The organism is Shewanella sp. Isolate8, from assembly GCF_022398495.1.
GTDB lineage: Bacteria > Pseudomonadota > Gammaproteobacteria > Enterobacterales > Shewanellaceae > Shewanella > Shewanella aquimarina.
Genome location: NZ_JAKEVI010000001.1, coordinates 1310075 through 1329957, shown reverse-complemented (window position 1 = coordinate 1329957; position 19883 = coordinate 1310075). Strand labels below are relative to the sequence as shown.

Annotated in this window: 12 protein-coding genes; 6 read left to right on the top strand and 6 right to left on the bottom strand. The window is 51.9% G+C overall.

The window, feature by feature from the left end:
- Nucleotides 1–27 precede the first annotated feature (27 nt).
- From odhB to sdhC, 6 genes are all read right to left on the bottom strand, one after another.
- Nucleotides 28–1218 (bottom strand): 2-oxoglutarate dehydrogenase complex dihydrolipoyllysine-residue succinyltransferase, encoded by a 1191-nt coding sequence (odhB, locus tag L1D43_RS05885; protein WP_041511545.1) that lies wholly within the window; start codon nt 1216–1218, stop codon nt 28–30.
- 32 nt (nt 1219–1250) lie between these two features.
- Nucleotides 1251–4073, bottom strand: a complete 2823-nt coding sequence (sucA, locus tag L1D43_RS05880) for a 2-oxoglutarate dehydrogenase E1 component (RefSeq protein ID WP_239850296.1) — start codon at nt 4071–4073, stop codon at nt 1251–1253.
- Between the two features lie 215 nt (nt 4074–4288).
- Nucleotides 4289–4996, bottom strand: a complete 708-nt coding sequence (locus tag L1D43_RS05875; protein WP_239850295.1) for a succinate dehydrogenase iron-sulfur subunit — start codon at nt 4994–4996, stop codon at nt 4289–4291.
- Nucleotides 4997–5006: 10 nt separating this feature from the next.
- On the bottom strand, nt 5007–6773 hold the full coding sequence (sdhA, locus tag L1D43_RS05870) for a succinate dehydrogenase flavoprotein subunit (protein WP_239850294.1): 1767 nt from the start codon (nt 6771–6773) through the stop codon (nt 5007–5009).
- The gene (gene sdhD / locus L1D43_RS05865) at nt 6774–7121 is read right to left on the bottom strand and encodes a succinate dehydrogenase, hydrophobic membrane anchor protein (RefSeq protein ID WP_041511549.1); all 348 of its coding nucleotides are present in this window, start codon (nt 7119–7121) and stop codon (nt 6774–6776) included.
- Nucleotides 7115–7510 carry a succinate dehydrogenase cytochrome b556 subunit gene (gene sdhC / locus L1D43_RS05860; protein WP_041511550.1) on the bottom strand — a complete coding sequence of 132 codons (396 nt, stop codon included), beginning with the start codon at nt 7508–7510 and terminating at the stop codon, nt 7115–7117. Before sdhC ends, sdhD begins: the two co-directional genes overlap by 7 nt.
- Before the next feature lie 412 nt (nt 7511–7922).
- On the opposite strand from sdhC, the gene L1D43_RS05855 reads away from it, so the two are divergent.
- From L1D43_RS05855 to L1D43_RS05830, 6 genes are all read left to right on the top strand, one after another.
- Nucleotides 7923–9209 carry a citrate synthase gene (locus tag L1D43_RS05855; RefSeq protein ID WP_041511551.1) on the top strand — a complete coding sequence of 429 codons (1287 nt, stop codon included), beginning with the start codon at nt 7923–7925 and terminating at the stop codon, nt 9207–9209.
- Between the two features lie 528 nt (nt 9210–9737).
- Entirely contained in the window at nt 9738–10802 is a 1065-nt protein-coding gene (locus L1D43_RS05850) for an efflux RND transporter periplasmic adaptor subunit (protein WP_239850293.1), read from the top strand.
- A gap of 14 nt (nt 10803–10816) precedes the next feature.
- Complete coding sequence (locus L1D43_RS05845; protein ID WP_239850292.1) at nt 10817–14065, top strand: efflux RND transporter permease subunit; 3249 nt, start codon at nt 10817–10819, stop codon at nt 14063–14065.
- Nucleotides 14062–17109 (top strand): efflux RND transporter permease subunit, encoded by a 3048-nt coding sequence (locus L1D43_RS05840; protein WP_239850291.1) that lies wholly within the window; start codon nt 14062–14064, stop codon nt 17107–17109. The genes L1D43_RS05845 and L1D43_RS05840 overlap by 4 nt, the downstream gene beginning before the upstream one ends.
- 88 nt (nt 17110–17197) lie before the next feature.
- Complete coding sequence (locus L1D43_RS05835; protein WP_239850290.1) at nt 17198–18076, top strand: MBL fold metallo-hydrolase; 879 nt, start codon at nt 17198–17200, stop codon at nt 18074–18076.
- 420 nt (nt 18077–18496) lie between these two features.
- The gene (locus L1D43_RS05830; protein WP_239850289.1) at nt 18497–19867 is read left to right on the top strand and encodes a sigma-54 dependent transcriptional regulator; all 1371 of its coding nucleotides are present in this window, start codon (nt 18497–18499) and stop codon (nt 19865–19867) included.
- Nucleotides 19868–19883: the final 16 nt, after the last annotated feature.

Below are 19883 nucleotides of genomic sequence, written 5' to 3'. Positions count from 1 at the left end.
GCCGACAGGCATCGAAACAACATCGTCTTACAGGTCTAATAGTAGACGAGTTGGGTCTTCCAGGAAGTCCTTAATGGCAACCAGGAAGCCAACAGACTCACGACCATCGATGATACGGTGGTCATAAGAGAGTGCTAGGTACATCATAGGTAGAATTTCTACCTGACCATTAACCGCCATTGGGCGATCTTTGATGGCATGCATGCCCAAGATAGCGCTTTGTGGCAGGTTAAGGATAGGGGTAGACATCAGCGATCCAAATACACCGCCGTTAGTCACGGTGAAGTTACCACCGGTCATGTCGTCAACGGTCAGCTTACCATCGCGGCCCTTGATAGCCAGCTCGCGTACGTTACGCTCGATGTCGGCCAGGCTCATGGTATCTGTGTCACGCAGTACTGGGGTTACCAGGCCGCGAGGAGTCGATACCGCGATGCTTACGTCGAAGTAGTTGTGGTAAACGATATCATCACCGTCGATAGAGGCGTTCACTTCAGGGAAACGCTTCAGGGCTTCGGTCACGGCTTTCACGTAGAAAGACATGAAACCAAGGCGAATGCCGTGCTTCTTCTCGAACAGCTCTTGATACTGCTTACGAATGTCCATGATAGGCTTCATGTTCACTTCGTTGAAGGTCGTCAACATAGCCGTTGAGTTCTTCGCTTCCAGCAGACGGTTAGCGATGGTCTTACGCAGACGCGTCATAGGTACACGCTTCTGGCTACGCTCACCTAGCGGCGCAACAACGGCTGGCGCGTCAGCAGGCTTAGCCGCAGGTGCCGACTTGATGAAGGCTTCCACATCTTCTTTAGTGATACGACCGCCAACACCTGTGCCCTTGATCTTAGCGGCGTCCAGGTTGTGCTCGGCAATCAGACGACGAACAGATGGGCTTAGGGCATCGTTAGTCTCTTCGCTCTCAGCTGCCTGAGGCGCTGCCGCTTCGGCTTGTTCCTTAGAGACTTCCTGACCGGCAACCGCACCAGCAACAAACTTCGCGATAACGGCTTCGGCCAACACTGTGTCGCCTTCTTCCGCCAGGAACTCAACGATTGAACCATCTTCTGGCGCAACCACTTCTAAAACGACCTTGTCGGTTTCGATATCGACCAGGTTTTGATCACGAGACACTTGCTCGCCAGCTTTAACATGCCATGTGGCGATGGTTGCATCAGCAACGGATTCTGGCAGTACGGGTACCTTAATTTCGATACTCATGGAAAGCTATCCTTTTTATAAATTGTCTATTACTACAGTTTTAATGCGCTATTGATTAAAGATTCTTGCTGCTGGGCGTGCAGGGCCGGATAACCACATGCTGGCGCGGCCGAGGCTTCACGACCCGCATAGGTTAATTGAGCACCGGCAGGAATGGCTGCCCAGAAGTGGTGCTGGCTGCAATACCAAGCGCCCTGGTTCTGAGGCTCTTCCTGACACCAAACGAAATCTTTAACGTGCTGATACTGGGCGAGGATTTTTGCCATATCTTCGTGTGGGAACGGGTACAGTTGTTCGACACGGATCAGAGCAACATTATCCAGCTTCTCTTTACGACGCTTCTCGAGCAGTTCGAAGTAAACCTTACCACTACAGAAGACTACGCGATCTACCTTGCTGCTATCGAGTTCATCGATTTCACCAATCACGTTTTGGAAGGTGCCTTCGGCAAGCTCATCCAGGCTAGACACCGCCAGCGGATGACGCAGCAATGACTTAGGTGACATCACCACCAGAGGACGACGCATAGGACGCACCACCTGACGGCGTAGCATGTGGTAAACCTGCGCCGGCGTCGATGGGACACACACCTGCATGTTGTGGTTAGCACATAGCTGCAGGAAACGCTCCAGACGTGCACTCGAGTGCTCTGGGCCCTGACCTTCATAGCCATGTGGCAGTAGCATAGTCAAGCCACACAGACGGCCCCACTTCTGCTCGCCAGATGAGAGGAACTGGTCGATCACCACCTGGGCACAGTTAGCGAAGTCACCGAACTGAGCTTCCCAAATGGTCAGGCCACCCGGCTCAGCCGTCGCATAGCCGTATTCGAACGCCAATACTGAGGCTTCAGACAATACCGAGTCAGAGATATCGATAGGACCTTGCATGTCAGACAGGTGACGCAGCGGCAGATAAGCGGTGGCGTCATTTTGGTTGTGCAACACGGCGTGACGGTGGAAGAAGGTACCACGGCCAGAGTCTTGACCCGTGATACGCACGCGCTTGTTGTCATCCAAAATAGAGGCATAAGCCAAGGTCTCGGCAAAGCCCCAGTCCACTAGCTTATCACCGGCGGCCATGGCCACACGGTCTTTGTAGATCTTAGCAACGCGCGACTGTAGCTTATGACTCTCAGGCACATAGCTGATCTTCTCAGCCAACGCCTTCACACGCGCTAGCGGTAGCTCGGCAGGATAAGCCTCGTCCCACTCTCGGTTGAGATAAGGAGTCCAGTCAACGGTATGCAGCGTCATTGGGCGCCACTCTTTCACCACGCAATCGCCTTTATCCAAGGCGTCACGGTAGTCGTTGATCATCGCTGTCACGTCATCGGCACCTAGCGCCTTCTCTTCGATCAGACGGTCGGCATAGATCTTACGTGGCGTTGGATGCTTCTTGATCTTGGCATACATCAGCGGCTGAGTTGCACTCGGCTCGTCGGCCTCGTTGTGGCCGTGACGACGATAACATACCAGATCGATCACTACGTCACGCTTAAACTCGTTACGGTAATCAACCGCCAACTGAGCAACGAAGGCGACCGACTCAGGATCGTCTGCATTCACGTGGAAGATAGGTGCCTGTACCATCTTAGCAATATCGGTACAGTATTCTGTAGAACGGGTATCTTCGGTCAGGTTGGTAGTAAAGCCTACTTGGTTGTTGACCACGATACGGATACTGCCGCCTACCTTGAAGGCACGGGTCTGAGACATGTTGAATGTCTCTTGTACTATGCCCTGACCTGCGATGGCGCTGTCACCATGAATGGTGATCGGCATGACCTGAAGGCCCGTCTTACAACCGCGGCGGTCCAGACGTGCTCTTACCGAGCCCATGACCACAGGGTTAACGATCTCAAGGTGCGATGGGTTAAAGGCCAGTGCCAGGTGCACGTTGCCGCCCGGTGTTTCGAAATCTGATGAGAAACCTTGGTGATACTTAACGTCACCCGAGCCGTTGAGCTCATCGCTGTGCTTACCGGCGAACTCGTCAAACAGCTCAGATGGCTTCTTACCTAAGATGTTAACCAGCAGGTTAAGACGACCACGGTGAGCCATGCCCACGACGATCTCTTTGGTACCGGCTTCACCACCACGGTAGATGATTTCACGCATCATAGGGACGAGCGCGTCACCACCTTCCAGTGAGAAACGTTTTGCGCCGGGGAACTTGGCGCCGAGATACTTCTCCATACCTTCGGCGGCGTTGAGGCCCTCGAGGATACGAGTCTTGGTGTTATTATCGTAATTCGCTCTACCTAATGATGGCTCCAAGCGTTGTTGGATCCAACGCTTCTCATCGGTATCTGTGATGTGCATGTATTCAGCACCGATAGCACCACCATAGGTCGCTTTCAGTGCTTTAACCAGGTCACCTAGCTTCATGGTGTCACCACCGTGAGCAAATGAACCTGTGTTGAATTCACGCTCCATATCTTCGCTGGTTAGGCCGTGGAAGGCCGGGTCCAATTCAGAGACGGTATCGCGCTTCCATAGCCCGAGGGGATCCAGATTCGCATTCTGGTGGCCGCGGAAACGGTAGGCGTTGATCAACTGAAGAACTTTAACCTGTTTGGCATCGACTTCGGGATCTGTCACACGAGCAGCGCTCTTGTGACGACCGTCTAGCGCCAAACTACGGAAATATTCACGTACTTTAGAGTGGGCAGCTTCGGGCACATCTGCTGTTGCACCGTTGGCATATGGGAGGTTATCAAACACCGCTCGCCAGTCGTCTGATACTGACTGAGGGTCCTCTTGATAGGCTTCATACATCTCTTCTACATAGGTCGAATTAGCCCCGTTTAAATGAGACGATTCGAGCCAGGCTTTCATGATGCCTTGGTGCATTTCTATTCCTTTCAAACTTTATACACGTGTTTTTAGCCAAAGTATTGAAAATGCAATTCAGTCAAATGTACTGCAATTGCAAAATATCTGCCGCCCCTAGAGTCCAGATTTCACGGCATGTGTAGTTCCATTACATAAAAGAGCCACTTCTCACATAGAAGAAGTGACTCTCAAAAGAGCTATATAATTATTAAAATCAGCTCAGTGTGTTGCATTTAGACAGCTCGCTTAAGCAGCATAGACTTGATGTGTCCAATTGCTTTAGTCGGGTTGAGTCCCTTAGGACAAACGTCAACACAGTTCATGATGCCATGGCAACGGAATACGCTGTAAGCATCATCGAGCTCAGACAGACGCTCTTCGGTGGCCGTATCGCGGCTATCGATAAGGAAACGATAGGCATGCAACAGACCGCTTGGACCGATGAACTTGTCTGGGTTCCACCAGAATGATGGACAAGCCGTTGAACAACACGCACACATGATACACTCATACAGACCGTCCAGGTGCGCACGCTCTTCTGGCGATTGCAGATGTTCACGGGCCGGTGTCTTGTCGTCGTTGATCAGGTAAGGCTTGATCTTCTCGTACTGCTTGTAGAACTGAGTCAGGTCAACAATCAGGTCGCGAACCACAGGCATACCAGGTAGTGGACGTATCTCCAGCTTCTTACCCTTGAAGGTAGAAATAGGCGTGATACAGGCCAGACCGTTCTTACCGTTCATGTTAACGCCATCACTACCACATACACCTTCACGGCATGAGCGACGGAACGCCAACGTTGGGTCTTGTATCTTTAGCTGCATCAGGACATCCAGCACCATCATATCGGTACCGTCAGCCACTTCTAGCGTGTAATCCTTCATGTAAGGCTTAGCGTCTACTTCAGGATTATAGCGATAAATAGCAATCTTCAAATTCATCTTATCTTCCTTAGTAGGTACGCTTGATCGGCGGGAAGGCTTCACGAAGCTTAGGCTCCATGTTCACCGCACGCTTGGTCATCTGCTCAGTCTCAGGATTGAACAGACTGTGACACAACCAGTTCTCATCATCACGCTCGAGGAAGTCTTCACGTGAATGCGCACCACGACTCTCTTGACGGAAGTTCGCAGCATAAGCTGTTGCAATCGCTGTCGCCATCAGGTTGTCTAGCTCTAAACACTCGATACGCTGAGTATTGAACTCTCTTGAATTGTCAGACAGCTTGGCGTTAGCCAGACGCTCACGAATCGCCTTAAGCTCTTCGAGGCCTTCTGCCATCGCCTCGCCGGTACGGAATACCGAGAAGTTAAGCTGCATACAAAGCTGAAGATCTTTACGGATCTGCGCAGGGTCTTCACCGTCTTTGTTGCTTTCCCAACGATTGAGACGCTCAAGCGACTTAGCGATGTCGGCATCACTCGCATCTTTCGGTGTTGCAGTCTCATCCAGCGCCTTACCCAGGTGCTGACCGGCTGCACGGCCGAAGACCACGAGGTCGAGTAGTGAGTTACCACCCAGGCGGTTCGCACCGTGTACCGATACACAGGCAATCTCACCCACGGCAAACAGACCAACCACATCGCTTTCGCTGCCATCTTCGTTCTTACGGATCACCTGACCGCTAACCTTAGCAGGCAGACCACCCATCATGTAGTGACAGGTTGGCAATACAGGGATTGGACCGTCGGCCGGATCGATGTGCGCGAAGGTACGAGACAGTTCGCAAACGCCTGGTAGACGTGCTTCTAGGGTCTCTTTACCTAAGTGATCTAGCTTAAGTAGACAGTGAGGGCCTAGTGGACCGTCAAGGCCGCGACCTTCACGGATCTCGGTCATCATAGAACGTGCTACCACGTCACGTGATGCCAGATCTTTCGCGTTTGGCGCATAACGCTCCATGAAGCGCTCGCCATCTTTGTTCAGCAGGTATCCGCCTTCACCACGACAACCTTCGGTTACCAGTACACCCGCGCCGGCGATACCGGTTGGGTGGAACTGCCACATCTCCATGTCTTGCATCTGCACGCCAGCGCGCATCGCCATACCGACACCGTCACCGGTATTAATGTGAGCGTTAGTAGTAGAGGCGTAGATACGACCCGCACCACCAGTAGCCAGAATAGTGGCCTTAGACTTGAAGTAAACGATCTCGCCGGTTTCGATTTCGATTGCAGTACAACCTACGATGGCGCCGTCTTCGTTCTTCACTAGATCAAGTGCATACCACTCAGAGAAGACTTCAGTCTTATGCTTAACGTTCTGTTGGTATAGACAGTGCAGCAAGGCGTGTCCGGTACGGTCAGCCGCCGCAGCGGTACGTGCCGCCTGCTCGCCACCGAAGTTTTTCGATTGGCCGCCGAAAGGACGCTGATAAATTTTACCGTTTTCGAAACGAGAGAATGGCAGACCCATATGCTCTAGCTCGATAATGGCTTCAGGACCGGTTTGACACATAAATTCGATCGCGTCTTGGTCGCCGATGAAATCGGAACCCTTAACGGTATCGTACATGTGTTGTTCCCAATGGTCTTCATGGGCGTTGCCTAGGGCGACGGTAATACCACCCTGGGCCGAAACCGTATGAGAACGCGTTGGGAATACTTTAGATAACAGCGCGCAGCTCTTACCTTCTTTAGAAATCTGTAGTGCAGCTCGCATACCCGCGCCACCGGCGCCAATTACGACTGCATCAAACTCACGTACTGGAATACTCACTTAAACACCCCACACAATAACAATGCCAGCAGCCAGGTAAGAAAGTGCTGCTACGACGAAGACGAATTGGAGTACGCCACGAAGGGCTACCGGCTTAACATAGTCGGTAAGCACCTGCCAGATACCGATCCAGGCGTGAACCAGGATGGCCACCAGGGCAAGAAGCGTAAACACTTTCATCGGCAAAGCACTGAACAAACCGTGCCATACGTCATAAGTGAGAGGCGAACTAGCTGCGATGAATCCTACTAAGAAAATGGTGTAACAAGTAAGGATCACGGCACTAGCACGAAGAAGAATAAAATCATGAACGCCACTGCGTCCAAGACTCGCTGCATTTGTTACCATACCCAAATCCCCGCAATGATTGACCATGCCGCAGCAATAACGAAGGCGGCTTTCGCTGAAGCGTTACCCGATTCCAACTCTTCCCAACGACCGGTATCCATGATCAGATGGCGTACGCCAACAATCAGGTGGTAACCCAGTGCGGTCAGAATTCCCCAGACAACGAACTTAACGATAAAGGTATCAAATAGAGATTGAATGCCTGCGAAACTCTCAGCAGATGCGAGTGATTCACTCAACATCCAGATAAGAATGCCGACGGCAAACAGCATGATGACACCGGAGACACGGTGTAGGATTGACGCAATCGCTGTTGCAGGAAAGCGAATGGTCTGCAGATCTAGATGGACAGGTCTTTGCTTTTTCACGTTCTGCTCACTCTGCTCCATTGAGCATTATTTTTGTTATTGAACCTCTTTCGAACGAAATTTGACCAGCAAGCAAACTTACCACCTCCTCTCGCCTCAAAAGGAAAGTTGAAACAAACAGTTAACTAATTCAAAAATCACTAAATAAGTATGTAAATAATGGTCTTCGAATTGGTTTGTTTGCAGCTCTTTCGAGCCGAAGCAAGTATACGCCCCACAAATGTCAAATACAAACATCACATTATGCAAATTTTGTTTTTTTGGTAAAAAAATCTGCCAAGTCGCTGTATTGGCGGGCACTTACGTCAAATTAAGACCATGGTCTAACGAATTTAAACGCTTATTTAAATTGAAATGTGATCTAGATTCACTGTAAAGTATTGGCGTTTGACAAAGCCGCACTCACATAAGAATGAAGTAAGGAGAACGGGGTATGGCTGATAATATAGCCAAATTGGAACTACCAGGGAACGATTCGATTGACCTGCCTATCAAGAAAGGAACGGCGGGATTTGATGTTATCGACATCAGCAAACTCGGTAGCAAAGGTCATTTTACATTTGACCCAGGATTCCTAGCGACAGCATCCTGCGAATCAGCTATCACTTACATTGATGGCGCCCAAGGTATACTTTTACACCGTGGTTACGCGATCGACGAACTTGCCGTCGATTCAGACTATTTAGATCTTTGTTATCTACTGCTTTACGGTGAGTTACCTAACAAGGCTCAATACGACAAATTTGTTTACACGGTTAAGACTCACACTATGGTTAACGAGCAACTGGCTTCGTTCTTCCGTGGTTTCCGCCGTGACGCACACCCAATGGCCATGCTATGTGGTGTGACAGGCGCATTGTCTGCATTCTACCAAGACTCTCTTGACGTTAACGACGAACATCACCGCGAAATTGCGGCGTTCCGTTTAGTCTCTAAGATGCCGACTATCGCCGCCATGTGTTACAAGTATTCAATTGGTCAGCCATTTGTTTACCCACGTAACGACCTAAGCTATGCGGGCAACTTCCTAAGCATGATGTTTGCGGTACCTTGTGAAGAGTACAAGGTTAACCCAATCATCGAGCGCGCCATGGACCGTATCTTTATTCTGCACGCGGATCACGAGCAAAATGCCTCGACTTCTACCGTGCGTCTAGCCGGTTCATCGGGTGCTAACCCATTTGCATGTATCGCAGCGGGTATCGCTTCACTATGGGGCCCTGCACACGGCGGCGCTAACGAAGCTTGCCTGAACATGCTGGAAGAGATCGGTACTGTCGATCGTATTCCTGAGTTCATCGCACGTGCTAAAGATAAGGAAGATCCTTTCCGTCTGATGGGCTTCGGTCACCGCGTCTACAAGAACTTCGACCCTCGCGCCAAGGTTATGCGCGAAACCTGTCACGAAGTACTTGCAGAGCTTAAGGTTAATGACCCACTACTGGATGTGGCGATGGAACTTGAGCGTATCGCACTGGAAGATGAGTACTTCGTATCGAAGAAGCTCTATCCAAACGTCGATTTCTACTCGGGCATCATCATGAAGGCTATCGGCATTCCAACCAGCATGTTCACCGTACTGTTCGCCCTTGCGCGTACCGTTGGCTGGATTGCTCACTGGAAAGAGATGCTGGATCAGCCTGGTCACAAGATCAGCCGTCCACGCCAGCTCTACACAGGTTCGGCAGAACGCGACTTCGTCAAACTGGACCAGCGTTAATCACTGCGGCCTAATCTTAAAAAGCATCCCTAGGGGTGCTTTTTTTATGCCTCTCTTTCATCCCACATCGTTCTGACTGCCACGCCTTCTGATGCAGGCCCTTCTGTCGCTGACCTTTTATATCCAGCCTTAAACGCCGATGCTTATATGAAGAGTATTAAACCCCCCTACTTTATATGACTAAAGTTATATGACTAAAGTTATATGACTAAAATTTGGTGCCTTGAGTTTTTATCGACGACCGACTCCCGAGCGCCCTTTGGTTTGTATCATCGTCGCCATGCAAGATAGGGTTAACACTTGAGATACATTTTGTATCAAATCCAATTTGCACTGACCTTGGCAATAGGTCTTAACTGTAGATTAGTCAAAAGCATCACATGTTAAACATTTTCGCTACAAACCAGTTAACAAACTCACCACGACCTGACAGGCTTTGGTGTAAACTACTGATATAAATGGATTTAACATTTTGGCACACCTTGTGCTTACTAAGGCTAATTGGATAAATAACATAGGTATCTTCACATGGAATCTTTTTCAAAGTTTAAGTTGGCACTCCCCCTACTTTTTGTTGCCGTACTCAGTGCATGTGGTAATGAGGAAACAAAGAAAGAAGAAGAAAAGTACGCCGTCCCCGTCGAAACCACGACCGTCATACAAGGTGATGTCTCCTCTTTTTACAGCACTACAGCTACCCTGGAAGCCCCTCAGGAAGCAGACGTGGTCAGTCGCATTGCCGGGCTTATCGAATCCATTAAAGTCGAAGAAGGCGATCGCGTCACCAAGGGACAACTGTTAGCGGTTATCGATGCCAAGCGCCAACGCTACGATCTGGCTCGTTCGCAGGCCGAAGTGGAGATCATCGAGCAGGAACTCAACCGTTTGAAGAAGATGAGCAATAAAGAGTTCATCAGCGCCGACTCCATGGCCAAACTCGAATACAACCTACAAGCGGCGATTGCCAAGCGCGACCTTGCCGCGCTGCAAGTTCAGGAGAGCATGGTGCGCTCCCCTATCGACGGTGTGGTCGCCAAGCGATACGTGAAGGCCGGCAACATGGCCAAAGAGTTTGAGCAGCTATTCTATGTGGTCAATCAAGACGAGCTATACGGCATAGTGCACCTGCCAGAGGCTCAGCTGCAAAGCCTGCGTTTAGGCCAGGAGGCCGAGCTTTATGCCAACAAGCATACCAAAGAAACCATACATGCCAAGGTGCTGCGGATCAGCCCCATAGTGGATCCCCAAAGCGGTACCTTTAAGGTCACTCTATCGGTTCCCAACCAAAACGCAAAGCTTAAGGCGGGTATGTTTACTCGCGTAGAGCTGAGATACGACACCCACAGCAATGTGATCACAGTGCCCTACAACGCCGTAGTCAATCAGGACAACCAATACGCCCTGTATGTTGTCCAGGGTGAAAATGCCCTGCGCCGCGAAGTTGCCCTGGGTTATCGCGAGGCCGATACCGTTGAGGTGGTCTCAGGGCTAGAGCCGGGCGAGCAGATAGTGATCCGCGGTCAACAAAACCTGAAAGACCAGTCGTTAGTTGAAGTGATCAGCCAACTAGACGTTGCTCGCGCACAACAATAACGGGAACTTAGCTTATGTCGATTATTAATACTTCCGTTAAACGGCCGGTATCCGTGTGGATGTTTATGCTGGCGGTGATCCTGTTTGGCATGGTGGGTTTCTCTCGCCTGGCGGTAAAACTCCTGCCGGATCTCAGCTACCCAACTATTACCATACGCACCCAATATGAAGGCGCCGCACCGGTCGAGGTAGAGCAGCTGGTCTCTAAGCCTATCGAAGAAGCCGCCGGTATCGTTAAGGGGCTGCGCAAGATTAGCTCCATCTCCCGCTCAGGCATGTCCGATGTAGTGCTCGAATTTGAATGGGGCACAGATATGGATATGGCGAGCCTGGAGGTGAGGGAAAAGCTAGACACCATAGAGCTGCCACTGGATGTGAAGAAGCCACTCTTGCTGCGCTTTAACCCTAACTTAGACCCAATCGTGCGTCTGGCGCTCTCCCTACCCGATGCCGATGATCAGTCACTCAAGCAGATGCGCACCTTTGCCGAGGAGGAGCTTAAGCGTCAGCTGGAGTCACTCAGCGGTGTCGCCGCCGTCAGGCTCTCGGGCGGTCTGGAGCAAGAGGTACATATTCAGCTCAATCAGGAGAAGCTGACCCAGCTTAATCTGAACGCCGACAAGATCCGCGAGCGTATCGCCGCCGAGAATATCAACCTCTCTGCCGGTAAGGTCGTACAGGGCGAGAAAGAGTACCTAGTTCGTACTCTGAACCAGTTCAACTCCTTAGACGAATTGGGTCAGATCATCGTCTATCGCGATAACCAGACCCTGGTGCGTCTGTTCGAGGTGGCCGACATCATCGACGCCCACAAGGAGCGCAACGACATCACCCGTATCGGCTCGGCCGAGTCTATCGAACTGGCCATTTATAAGGAGGGTGATGCCAACACGGTTGCCGTGGCCCGCAAAGTTACCGCTAAGCTCGATGCCCTGAAGAAGCTCAACGAGAAGGCGGAGCTTAAGGTGATCTATGACCAGTCAGAGTTTATCGAGAGCGCCGTGAGCGAGGTGACCTCGGCGGCGCTGATAGGTAGTCTGCTGTCTATGCTGGTGATCTACCTGTTCCTCAGGGACATAGTGCCGACCCTTATCATCTCCATCTCGATCCCGTTCTCGGTTATCGCCACCTTTAACATGATGTATTTCGCCGACATCAGTCTCAACATCATGTCTCTGGGCGGTATCGCGCTGGCGGTGGGCCTTTTGGTAGATAATGCCATCGTGGTGCTGGAAAACATCGACCGCTGCCGCAAGCTGGGCATGAACAAGCTCGACGCCGCGGTGACAGGCACTAAAGAGGTGGCTGGGGCTATCTTCGCCTCCACCATGACGACGCTGGCGGTATTTGTACCACTGGTATTTGTCGACGGTGTTGCCGGCGCCCTCTTCTCTGACCAAGCCTTAACCGTGACCTTTGCCCTACTCGCCTCGCTGCTGGTTGCGCTCACCACGATTCCTATGTTGGCATCGCGTGAAGGCTTTAAGGCCCTGCCACATCTGGTGCAAAAACGAGAAAAGCCGGTTCTCGACACTAAGTTTGCCAAGGTAAAGCACTACGGCGCCACCGTCTGCTCTTTCCCCTTCGTGCTGCTGTTTAGCTACTTGCCATCACTGCTGCTGACACTGGTATTGATGCTTAGCCGCGCATTTTCTTGGCTTGCGGGCCTGGTGATGCGCCCCATCAGCGCGGCATTTAACTGGTTCTATAAGTTGCTCGAGAGTGTTTATCACAAGCTGCTGCGCCAGGCGCTGAAATTCAGCTGGCTAACGATGGCCATCGCCCTCACTCTCACTATAGGTACCATGAGCCTAGTGCCAAGACTGGGCATGGAGCTGATTCCGCCGATGAATCAGGGTGAGTTTTATGTCGAGGTCTTGTTGCCGCCGGGTACAGAGGTGAGTGAGACCGACAGAGTGTTACAGAAACTGGCCTTGTCCATCAAGGACAGAGAGGATGTTAAACATGCCTACAGCCAAGCCGGTAGCGGCGGTCTGATGACCTCAGATACCTCGCGCGGCGGCGAAAACTGGGGCCGTCTGCAGGTGGTACTCGCCGATCATCGAGCCTTCGATGCGGTCACCCGAGTGCTGCGCAGCACGGCTATGCGTATCCCTGAGCTGGAGGCCAAGATCCAACATCCGGAGTTGTTTAGTTTCAAGACACCACTGGAGATTGAAGTGATTGGTTATGATCTGGCCCAACTTAAACAGACCGCGGATAACCTCATCAGCGCCCTGTCGGACTCAGATCGTTTCGCCGACCTCAACACCAGCCTGCGTGATGGCCAGCCAGAGCTTAGCATCCGCTTCGATCATGCTCGTCTCGCCGCGTTGGGCATGGACGCGCCAACCGTCGCTAACCGCATCGCCCAGCGCATCGGTGGCACTGTGGCCAGCCAATACACGGTACGCGACAGAAAGATCGACATCCTGGTGCGCAGCGAACTCGAGGAGCGCGACCAGATAAGCGATATCGATTCGATGATCATCAACCCCAACAGCAATCAGCCTATTCCACTGAGCGCCGTTGCCGATGTCTCCTTGAATCTGGGCCCCTCTGCCATCAACCGTATCAGCCAGCAACGCGTGGCTATCGTGTCAGCTAACCTCGCCTATGGCGATCTTAACGACGCCGTGCTGGAGGCGAGAAGCATCATAGACCAGCAGAATCTGCCTAGCTCGATTCAGGTGCGCTTCGGCGGCCAGAATGAAGAGATGGAGCACTCGTTCCAGTCGCTGCAAATAGCCCTGATCTTGGCCGTCTTCCTGGTGTATCTGGTGATGGCGAGTCAGTTCGAGTCCCTGGTGCATCCGCTGCTTATTCTTATCGCCGTACCTATGGCGGTAGGCGGCAGCATCTTTGGTCTGTTCATTACTCAGACCCACCTGAGTGTGGTGGTCTTCATCGGGCTTATCATGCTGGCGGGTATCGTCGTTAACAACGCCATCGTCCTGGTCGATCGCATCAATCAGCTGCGTCAACAAGGCATCGAAAAACTTAGCGCCATCGAAGAGGCCGCCAAGTCACGTCTGCGCCCTATCGTCATGACCACTATGACGACGGCTCTGGGTCTGGCGCCGATGGCACTGGGCTTAGGCGATGGCAGCGAGGTACGTGCGCCCATGGCGATCACCGTTATCTTCGGTCTGTCATTGGCCACCCTGATGACACTCGTGGTGATCCCGGCGCTATATGCCCTGTTCGATCGCAAGGCCTTTGACGCGCCAGCCGAAGTGGCTCAAGAGGGAGAATCAGCATGAATATCACCCGGTTAGCCCTTGCCAGACCCGTTACCACCAGCATGTTCTTCGTGGCCATACTGCTCTTTGGTCTGGCCTCGAGTCGCCTGTTGCCGCTGGAGATGTTTCCCGGCATCGAGATGCCCCAGGTGTTGATTGAAGTCCCCTACAAGGGCTCAACCCCTGCCGAGGTGGAGCGTGAGATCACCAACGTCCTAGAAGAGTCCCTCGCCACCATGGGGGGGATCGAGGAGTTGAGATCCCGCTCGTCGCAAAACGGCGCCGAGATCGAGCTTAGAATGAAGTGGGGCGAGAATGTCTCCACCAAGAGCCTGGAGGCCAGGGAAAAGGTGGATGCGGTGCGCCACCTGCTGCCTAAAGATGTCGAACGCGTCTTTATCCGTCAGTTCTCGACCGCCGACATGCCTGTGCTGACAATACGTATCTCAAGTGAACGAGAGCTCTCTGGCGCCTTCGATCTGCTGGATAAACAGCTGAAGAAGCCGTTGGAGCGAGTCGAAGGTGTCTCTCAGGTGACCCTGTATGGCGTCGAGCAGAAGCAGATAGAGATCAGAATCGATGCCGATAAGCTCAGTGCCACAGGGATCAGCAGTGCCATGCTGCAGCAAAGATTGGGGCAGGAGAACTTTATCGTCAGCGCGGGGACACTCAGGGCCAACACCCGAGTGTATCAGGTATCGCCAAAGGGTGAGTTTCGCGATCTCGACGATATCTCTGCCTTAGTGCTGATCCCTGGCGTCACCTTGGGCGATATCGCCAGTATTCGCTATGCCCTGCCCGAGCGCCTAGACGGTCGACACTTAGATCAAAAGTACGCAGTTGGTCTGGATGTGTTCAAAGAGTCTGGTGCCAACCTGGTGGATGTCTCTGAGCGTGTGCTCAAGGTGATCGAGGCGGCCAAACAAGATCAGCAATTCAACGGCATCAAGCTGTTTATCATGGAAGATCAGGCCTATGGGGTGAAATCCTCGCTATCGGATCTGCTGGCGGCCGGTCTTATCGGCGCACTGCTCTCCTTTGCCGTGCTCTACCTGTTTTTGCGCAACCTTAAGATGACCCTGGTTGTGGTCTCTTCTGTGCCCATCTCCCTGTGTATGACACTGGCGGGCATGTATTTCTTAGGTTACAGCCTGAACATTCTCTCCATGATGGGGCTATTATTGGCGGTGGGCATGCTGATCGACAATGCGGTGGTGGTCAGTGAGAGCGTGCTGCAGGAGAAACAGCATCAAGGCACAGCCTCGACATCCGAGGCCGTACTCACAGGGGTGAATAAGGTTGCCCTGGCGGTACTGGCCGGTACACTCACCACGGCGATTGTGTTTCTGCCGAATATCTTCGGCGTCAAGGTAGAGCTAACCATCTTCCTGGAACATGTGGCCATTGCCATCTGTATCTCGCTGGCAGCATCGCTGTTAGTGGCGAAAACATTGATCCCCTTGATGTTAACTAAGCTGCATTTCGACATCGACACTAACCCAAAGCAGAGCAAGCTCGAGTCTTTCTACGAGCGCAGCCTGGCGTGGATCTTACACAGACCCAAACGCTCAGGGCTGATTGCCGTGATCATCCTGGCCTCGACGGCACTGCCGCTGAGCATGGTCCAACAAGATCAAAACGACGGCGAGGGCAACAACCGTCTCTACATCAACTACCAGGTGGAGGGGCGTCACAGCCTGGACGTCACCGAGGCGATGATCAACCGCATGGAAGATTACCTCTACGCCAATAAAGAGGAATTCTATATCGATTCTGTCTACAGCTACTTCTCGGCCGACAGAGGCCAATCAACCCTGCTGCTACAGGAAGATGCCGACATAGATATCAAAGCGCTTAAGCGCAAGATCCGCGACGGTTTCCCCAAGTTCTCCATCGCCAAGCCACAATTTGGCTGGGGTAACGACAACAACGGCATACGTGTCACCCTCACGGGCCGTTCCACCAGCGAACTGATCACCATCAGTGAGCAGGTGGTGCCGCTGCTGGCCAAGATAGACGGTCTCATCGATGTGCGCTCTGAGCTTAACAGCACACAGCAGGAGGTTATCATCGAGCTCGACCGCACCATGGCAGCGAGACTGGATCTCAGCCTGAGTGAGCTTGCCCGCAGCGTGTCCATGGCCCTGCGGGGATCGCCGCTGCGCTCCTTCAGACACGATCCCAGCGGTGAGCTACGTATCGAGCTGGCCTACGATAAACAGTGGCGTGAGTCGCTCGAAAGACTGAAAGAGCTACCCATAGTGCGTCAGGACAATCGCGTCTATACCCTGCAGAGTCTGGCCGAGATCTCGATTCGTCCACGCTTCGATACTATCCGTCACTATGATCGTCAGACCGCGCTTTCTATCGGTGCCAACCTGGATGAGATGACCACGGAAGAGGCCCAAAAAGCAATCACCCAGGTGATGGATGCGGTGCAGTTCCCCGCAGGCTATGGTTACTCGCTACGCGGTGGATTCCAGCGTCAGGATGAAGATCAGGCCATCATGGCAACCAATATGATCTTGGCCATCGCCATGATCTATATCGTCATGGCCGCCCTGTTCGAATCACTGCTGCTGCCAACGGCCATCATCACCTCTATCCTCTTCTCCATCACTGGCGTGTTCTGGGCGCTGCTGCTGACGGGCACCAATATGTCGATCATGGCGATGATAGGGATTCTGATCTTGATGGGTATCGTAGTGAACAACGGCATAGTGTTAGTCGACCAGATCAACCAGAAGACACCCGATCTGGATCGCCTGTCGGCCACCATAGAAGCCGTGTGTATCACCCGTCTGCGTCCCGTACTCATGACTGTAGGTACCACGGTGCTGGGCCTTATCCCTCTGGCCATGGGTGATACCCAGATTGGAGGCGGTGGCCCACCCTATTCGCCTATGGCGATCGCCATCATTGGCGGCTTGAGCTTCTCGACGCTTACCAGTCTATACCTGGTACCACTCTGCTATCAGGCCTTGTATCGCATGCGCCATCAGGCGGCGATCAAGCTAGGCAACGCCGACAGGTTCACCCGGCGCATCATGCCTTGGGCACACTAAAGACTCCCCAAATCAAAGGCTGCATCTTGCAGCCTTTTTATTATGCAACTATATAAACTGAATCGGTAATAAAGAAGAAGGTCCACTTATGAACAACATCTTACGTCTCGCCCTTGCAGGCTTGCTCATCGGCAGTTACGGCACAAGCCTAGGCTGCCTGGCTGCCGATGATAAATTTGCCGAGGTCGAAATCACAGCAACTAAACTGACTGAAAAGGTCTACATGCTAAGTGGCGCGGGCGGCAACATAGGCGTATCGGCGGGGGAAGATGGCCTGCTGATCATCGACGATCAATTTGCGCCACTGGCAGATAAAATCAGCGCTGCTCTGGCCAACATTCAGCCCGGTAAGCCCAAATATATCGTCAATACCCACTACCATGGGGATCATACAGGCGGTAACAGCATCTTTGGCCAACAAGGCATTATTTTCGCCCATGACAATGTGCTCAAACGGCTAGCAAGTGACGAAGACTATAGCAAACAGGCCTTACCCAGCATCACTTATGATCAGGGCATTAAGATCCACTTCAATGACGACACCCTCTCCCTGATGTATCTGCCAGCGGGCCATACAGATGGTGATAGCGTGATCTTCTGGCGTGATGCCCCAGTGGTACATATGGGTGACCTCTTCTTTAAGGACAGATTCCCCTTTATCGATCTCAAGGCCGGCGGCTCTGTGGTCGGTTTTCGCGACAACGTTGCCACACTCCTCGCCAAGATCGATGACGAGGCTAAAATCATCCCAGGCCACGGCGGTCTCGCCAACAAGCAGGATCTCATTAAGTTCAAGCAGATGTTAGACACCTCTATCGACTGGATGAACACCCAGCTGAAATCGGGAAAGTCGCTCGACGCGATCAAGCAACAAGGCCTACCCGAGGCACTCAAGCAATGGGAGTGGCAATTTATCTCTCAGGAAACCTGGATAGAGACTCTCTATAACGGCCTTAAGGCGAACTAACCTATAAGAGGTAGTAGTTCTGGCAACAGCAAACCAGTCCCAACCTGACAAATTAAAGCGCAGCTGTAAGGGCTGCGCTTTTTCATGGTAAAACCTGCCACCACTTCATGAGCCAACATAATTCCACCTTAATGACAGCGCAGTTATCAAGACACACAATGCCCCCATTCTAGGAAAAAACACATAAAAACAAGCACACATGAGCTTGATGAGAACTCGGAGCAAAGCGCCGTTAAAACCAGGCTGATAATCCCCGCGATTCTACGCACCACAAGGCATCTTCGGTGGCATTGACTGCACATGGAAATAATCATAATTAGATACACTATCAACTTGCGTTCGCACCAAGCTTTCCTAAAATTTAAGCATCCTATATAGCAAATGCATTGGCTGTCTTGGGGCCCCGGCTAAGGATTCAGCGTGAGTAACCGTAAGAGGAATTTAACTCACAAGGAACGTAACATATTGGTATTAAACCTCACGGATGAGGCATGTCTTGCCGATAAACAAACTAACGCTTCCCAGTGGCATTTCAATCATGCTGGCACCCTTAGTGCGGCCTACAAGGCGCTAGAGTCGTTCCCTTGCCAAATCGCCATCGCCATCATAGATCTCCCCCATCAGCAGGTTGTGCTGCGCGCAATAGAACTACTCTCAGCGCGCCAACCCGGCTTACTCTGGCTGGCAATCTCCTTAGACAGTCCTAAGAAGATGGATAATCTGTGTTTCTGTTTTACAGATTACTTCCTGGATTTTCATCACCTTCCTATAGATTGGCAACGACTCAACCACACCTTGGGCCACCTGTGTGGCATGGCTCAGTTAAATGAACGTTGGAGCAAAGAGCAGACTACACATCAGTCAAAGTCTTTCTTCTTTGGTGAATCTAAGGTCATGCAAACCCTGCGTGACAACCTTTATAAGATCGCCAAGTCAGATGAAACTGTGTTGATAGGTGGCGAAACCGGTACGGGAAAAGGCCTGTGCGCCAACTTAATCCACTCACTCTCGTCTCGTAAAAATGGCCCCTTTATCACGGTTAACTGTGGCGCCCTGCCGCCAACGCTGATCCATTCTGAGCTGTTTGGTCACGAGAAAGGCGCCTTCACCGGCGCCGACCGGCAATACATAGGCCGAATCGAGCGCGCCAACAAGGGCACTCTGTTTTTAGATGAGATTGGTGATCTGTCACTCGAATTGCAAATCAATCTGCTGCAGTTTCTTGAAGAGCACTACATCGAGCGTATCGGTGGTCAAAAGACCACAGAAGTGGATTGCCGCATCATATTCGCGACCCATGTTAATCTCGAGAACGCCGTCGAGGAGGGCAAATTTAGAGAGGATTTGTTTTACCGAATCAATATCATACAGATTGAGTTACCCAGCCTGAGAGAACATAAGCAAGATATTCCTCTCTTGGCTCAAGACTACTTAACTAAACTTGCTCCACCCAATCGTCAATTTCAGTTTCACCAGGACGCATTACTCGCCATGACCAACTACCAATGGCCGGGCAATGTGCGCGAGCTTAAAAACCGCATTCAACGCGCCATCATCATGACCGAAAGCGACATCATCACCGAAGCCAACCTGGGCATTAAATTCGCATGTTCGGCAAACGATGACTCCGATGTGGTCGATCTGGCGCAACACAGAACCGAAATTGATACCGAACTGCTATTGGCCGCCATTAAGCGCAATAACCACAACATCTCGGCGGCGGCCCGTGAACTCAACATCTCCCGAACGACTTTCTATCGCCTCATCAAGAAGTGCAAGATTAAGCTATAGCCAAGTCAGTGGCACC

Coding starts and splice junctions, on each gene's coding strand:
- L1D43_RS05835 (WP_239850290.1), top strand. CDS start 17,198: ATGAACAACATCTTACGTCTCGCCCTTGCAGGCTTGCTCATCGGCAGT.
- L1D43_RS05875 (WP_239850295.1), bottom strand. CDS start 4,996: ATGAATTTGAAGATTGCTATTTATCGCTATAATCCTGAAGTAGACGCT.
- L1D43_RS05845 (WP_239850292.1), top strand. CDS start 10,817: ATGTCGATTATTAATACTTCCGTTAAACGGCCGGTATCCGTGTGGATG.
- L1D43_RS05840 (WP_239850291.1), top strand. CDS start 14,062: ATGAATATCACCCGGTTAGCCCTTGCCAGACCCGTTACCACCAGCATG.
- L1D43_RS05850 (WP_239850293.1), top strand. CDS start 9,738: ATGGAATCTTTTTCAAAGTTTAAGTTGGCACTCCCCCTACTTTTTGTT.
- sucA (WP_239850296.1), bottom strand. CDS start 4,073: ATGCACCAAGGCATCATGAAAGCCTGGCTCGAATCGTCTCATTTAAAC.
- sdhD (WP_041511549.1), bottom strand. CDS start 7,121: ATGGTAACAAATGCAGCGAGTCTTGGACGCAGTGGCGTTCATGATTTT.
- sdhC (WP_041511550.1), bottom strand. CDS start 7,510: ATGGAGCAGAGTGAGCAGAACGTGAAAAAGCAAAGACCTGTCCATCTA.
- L1D43_RS05855 (WP_041511551.1), top strand. CDS start 7,923: ATGGCTGATAATATAGCCAAATTGGAACTACCAGGGAACGATTCGATT.
- odhB (WP_041511545.1), bottom strand. CDS start 1,218: ATGAGTATCGAAATTAAGGTACCCGTACTGCCAGAATCCGTTGCTGAT.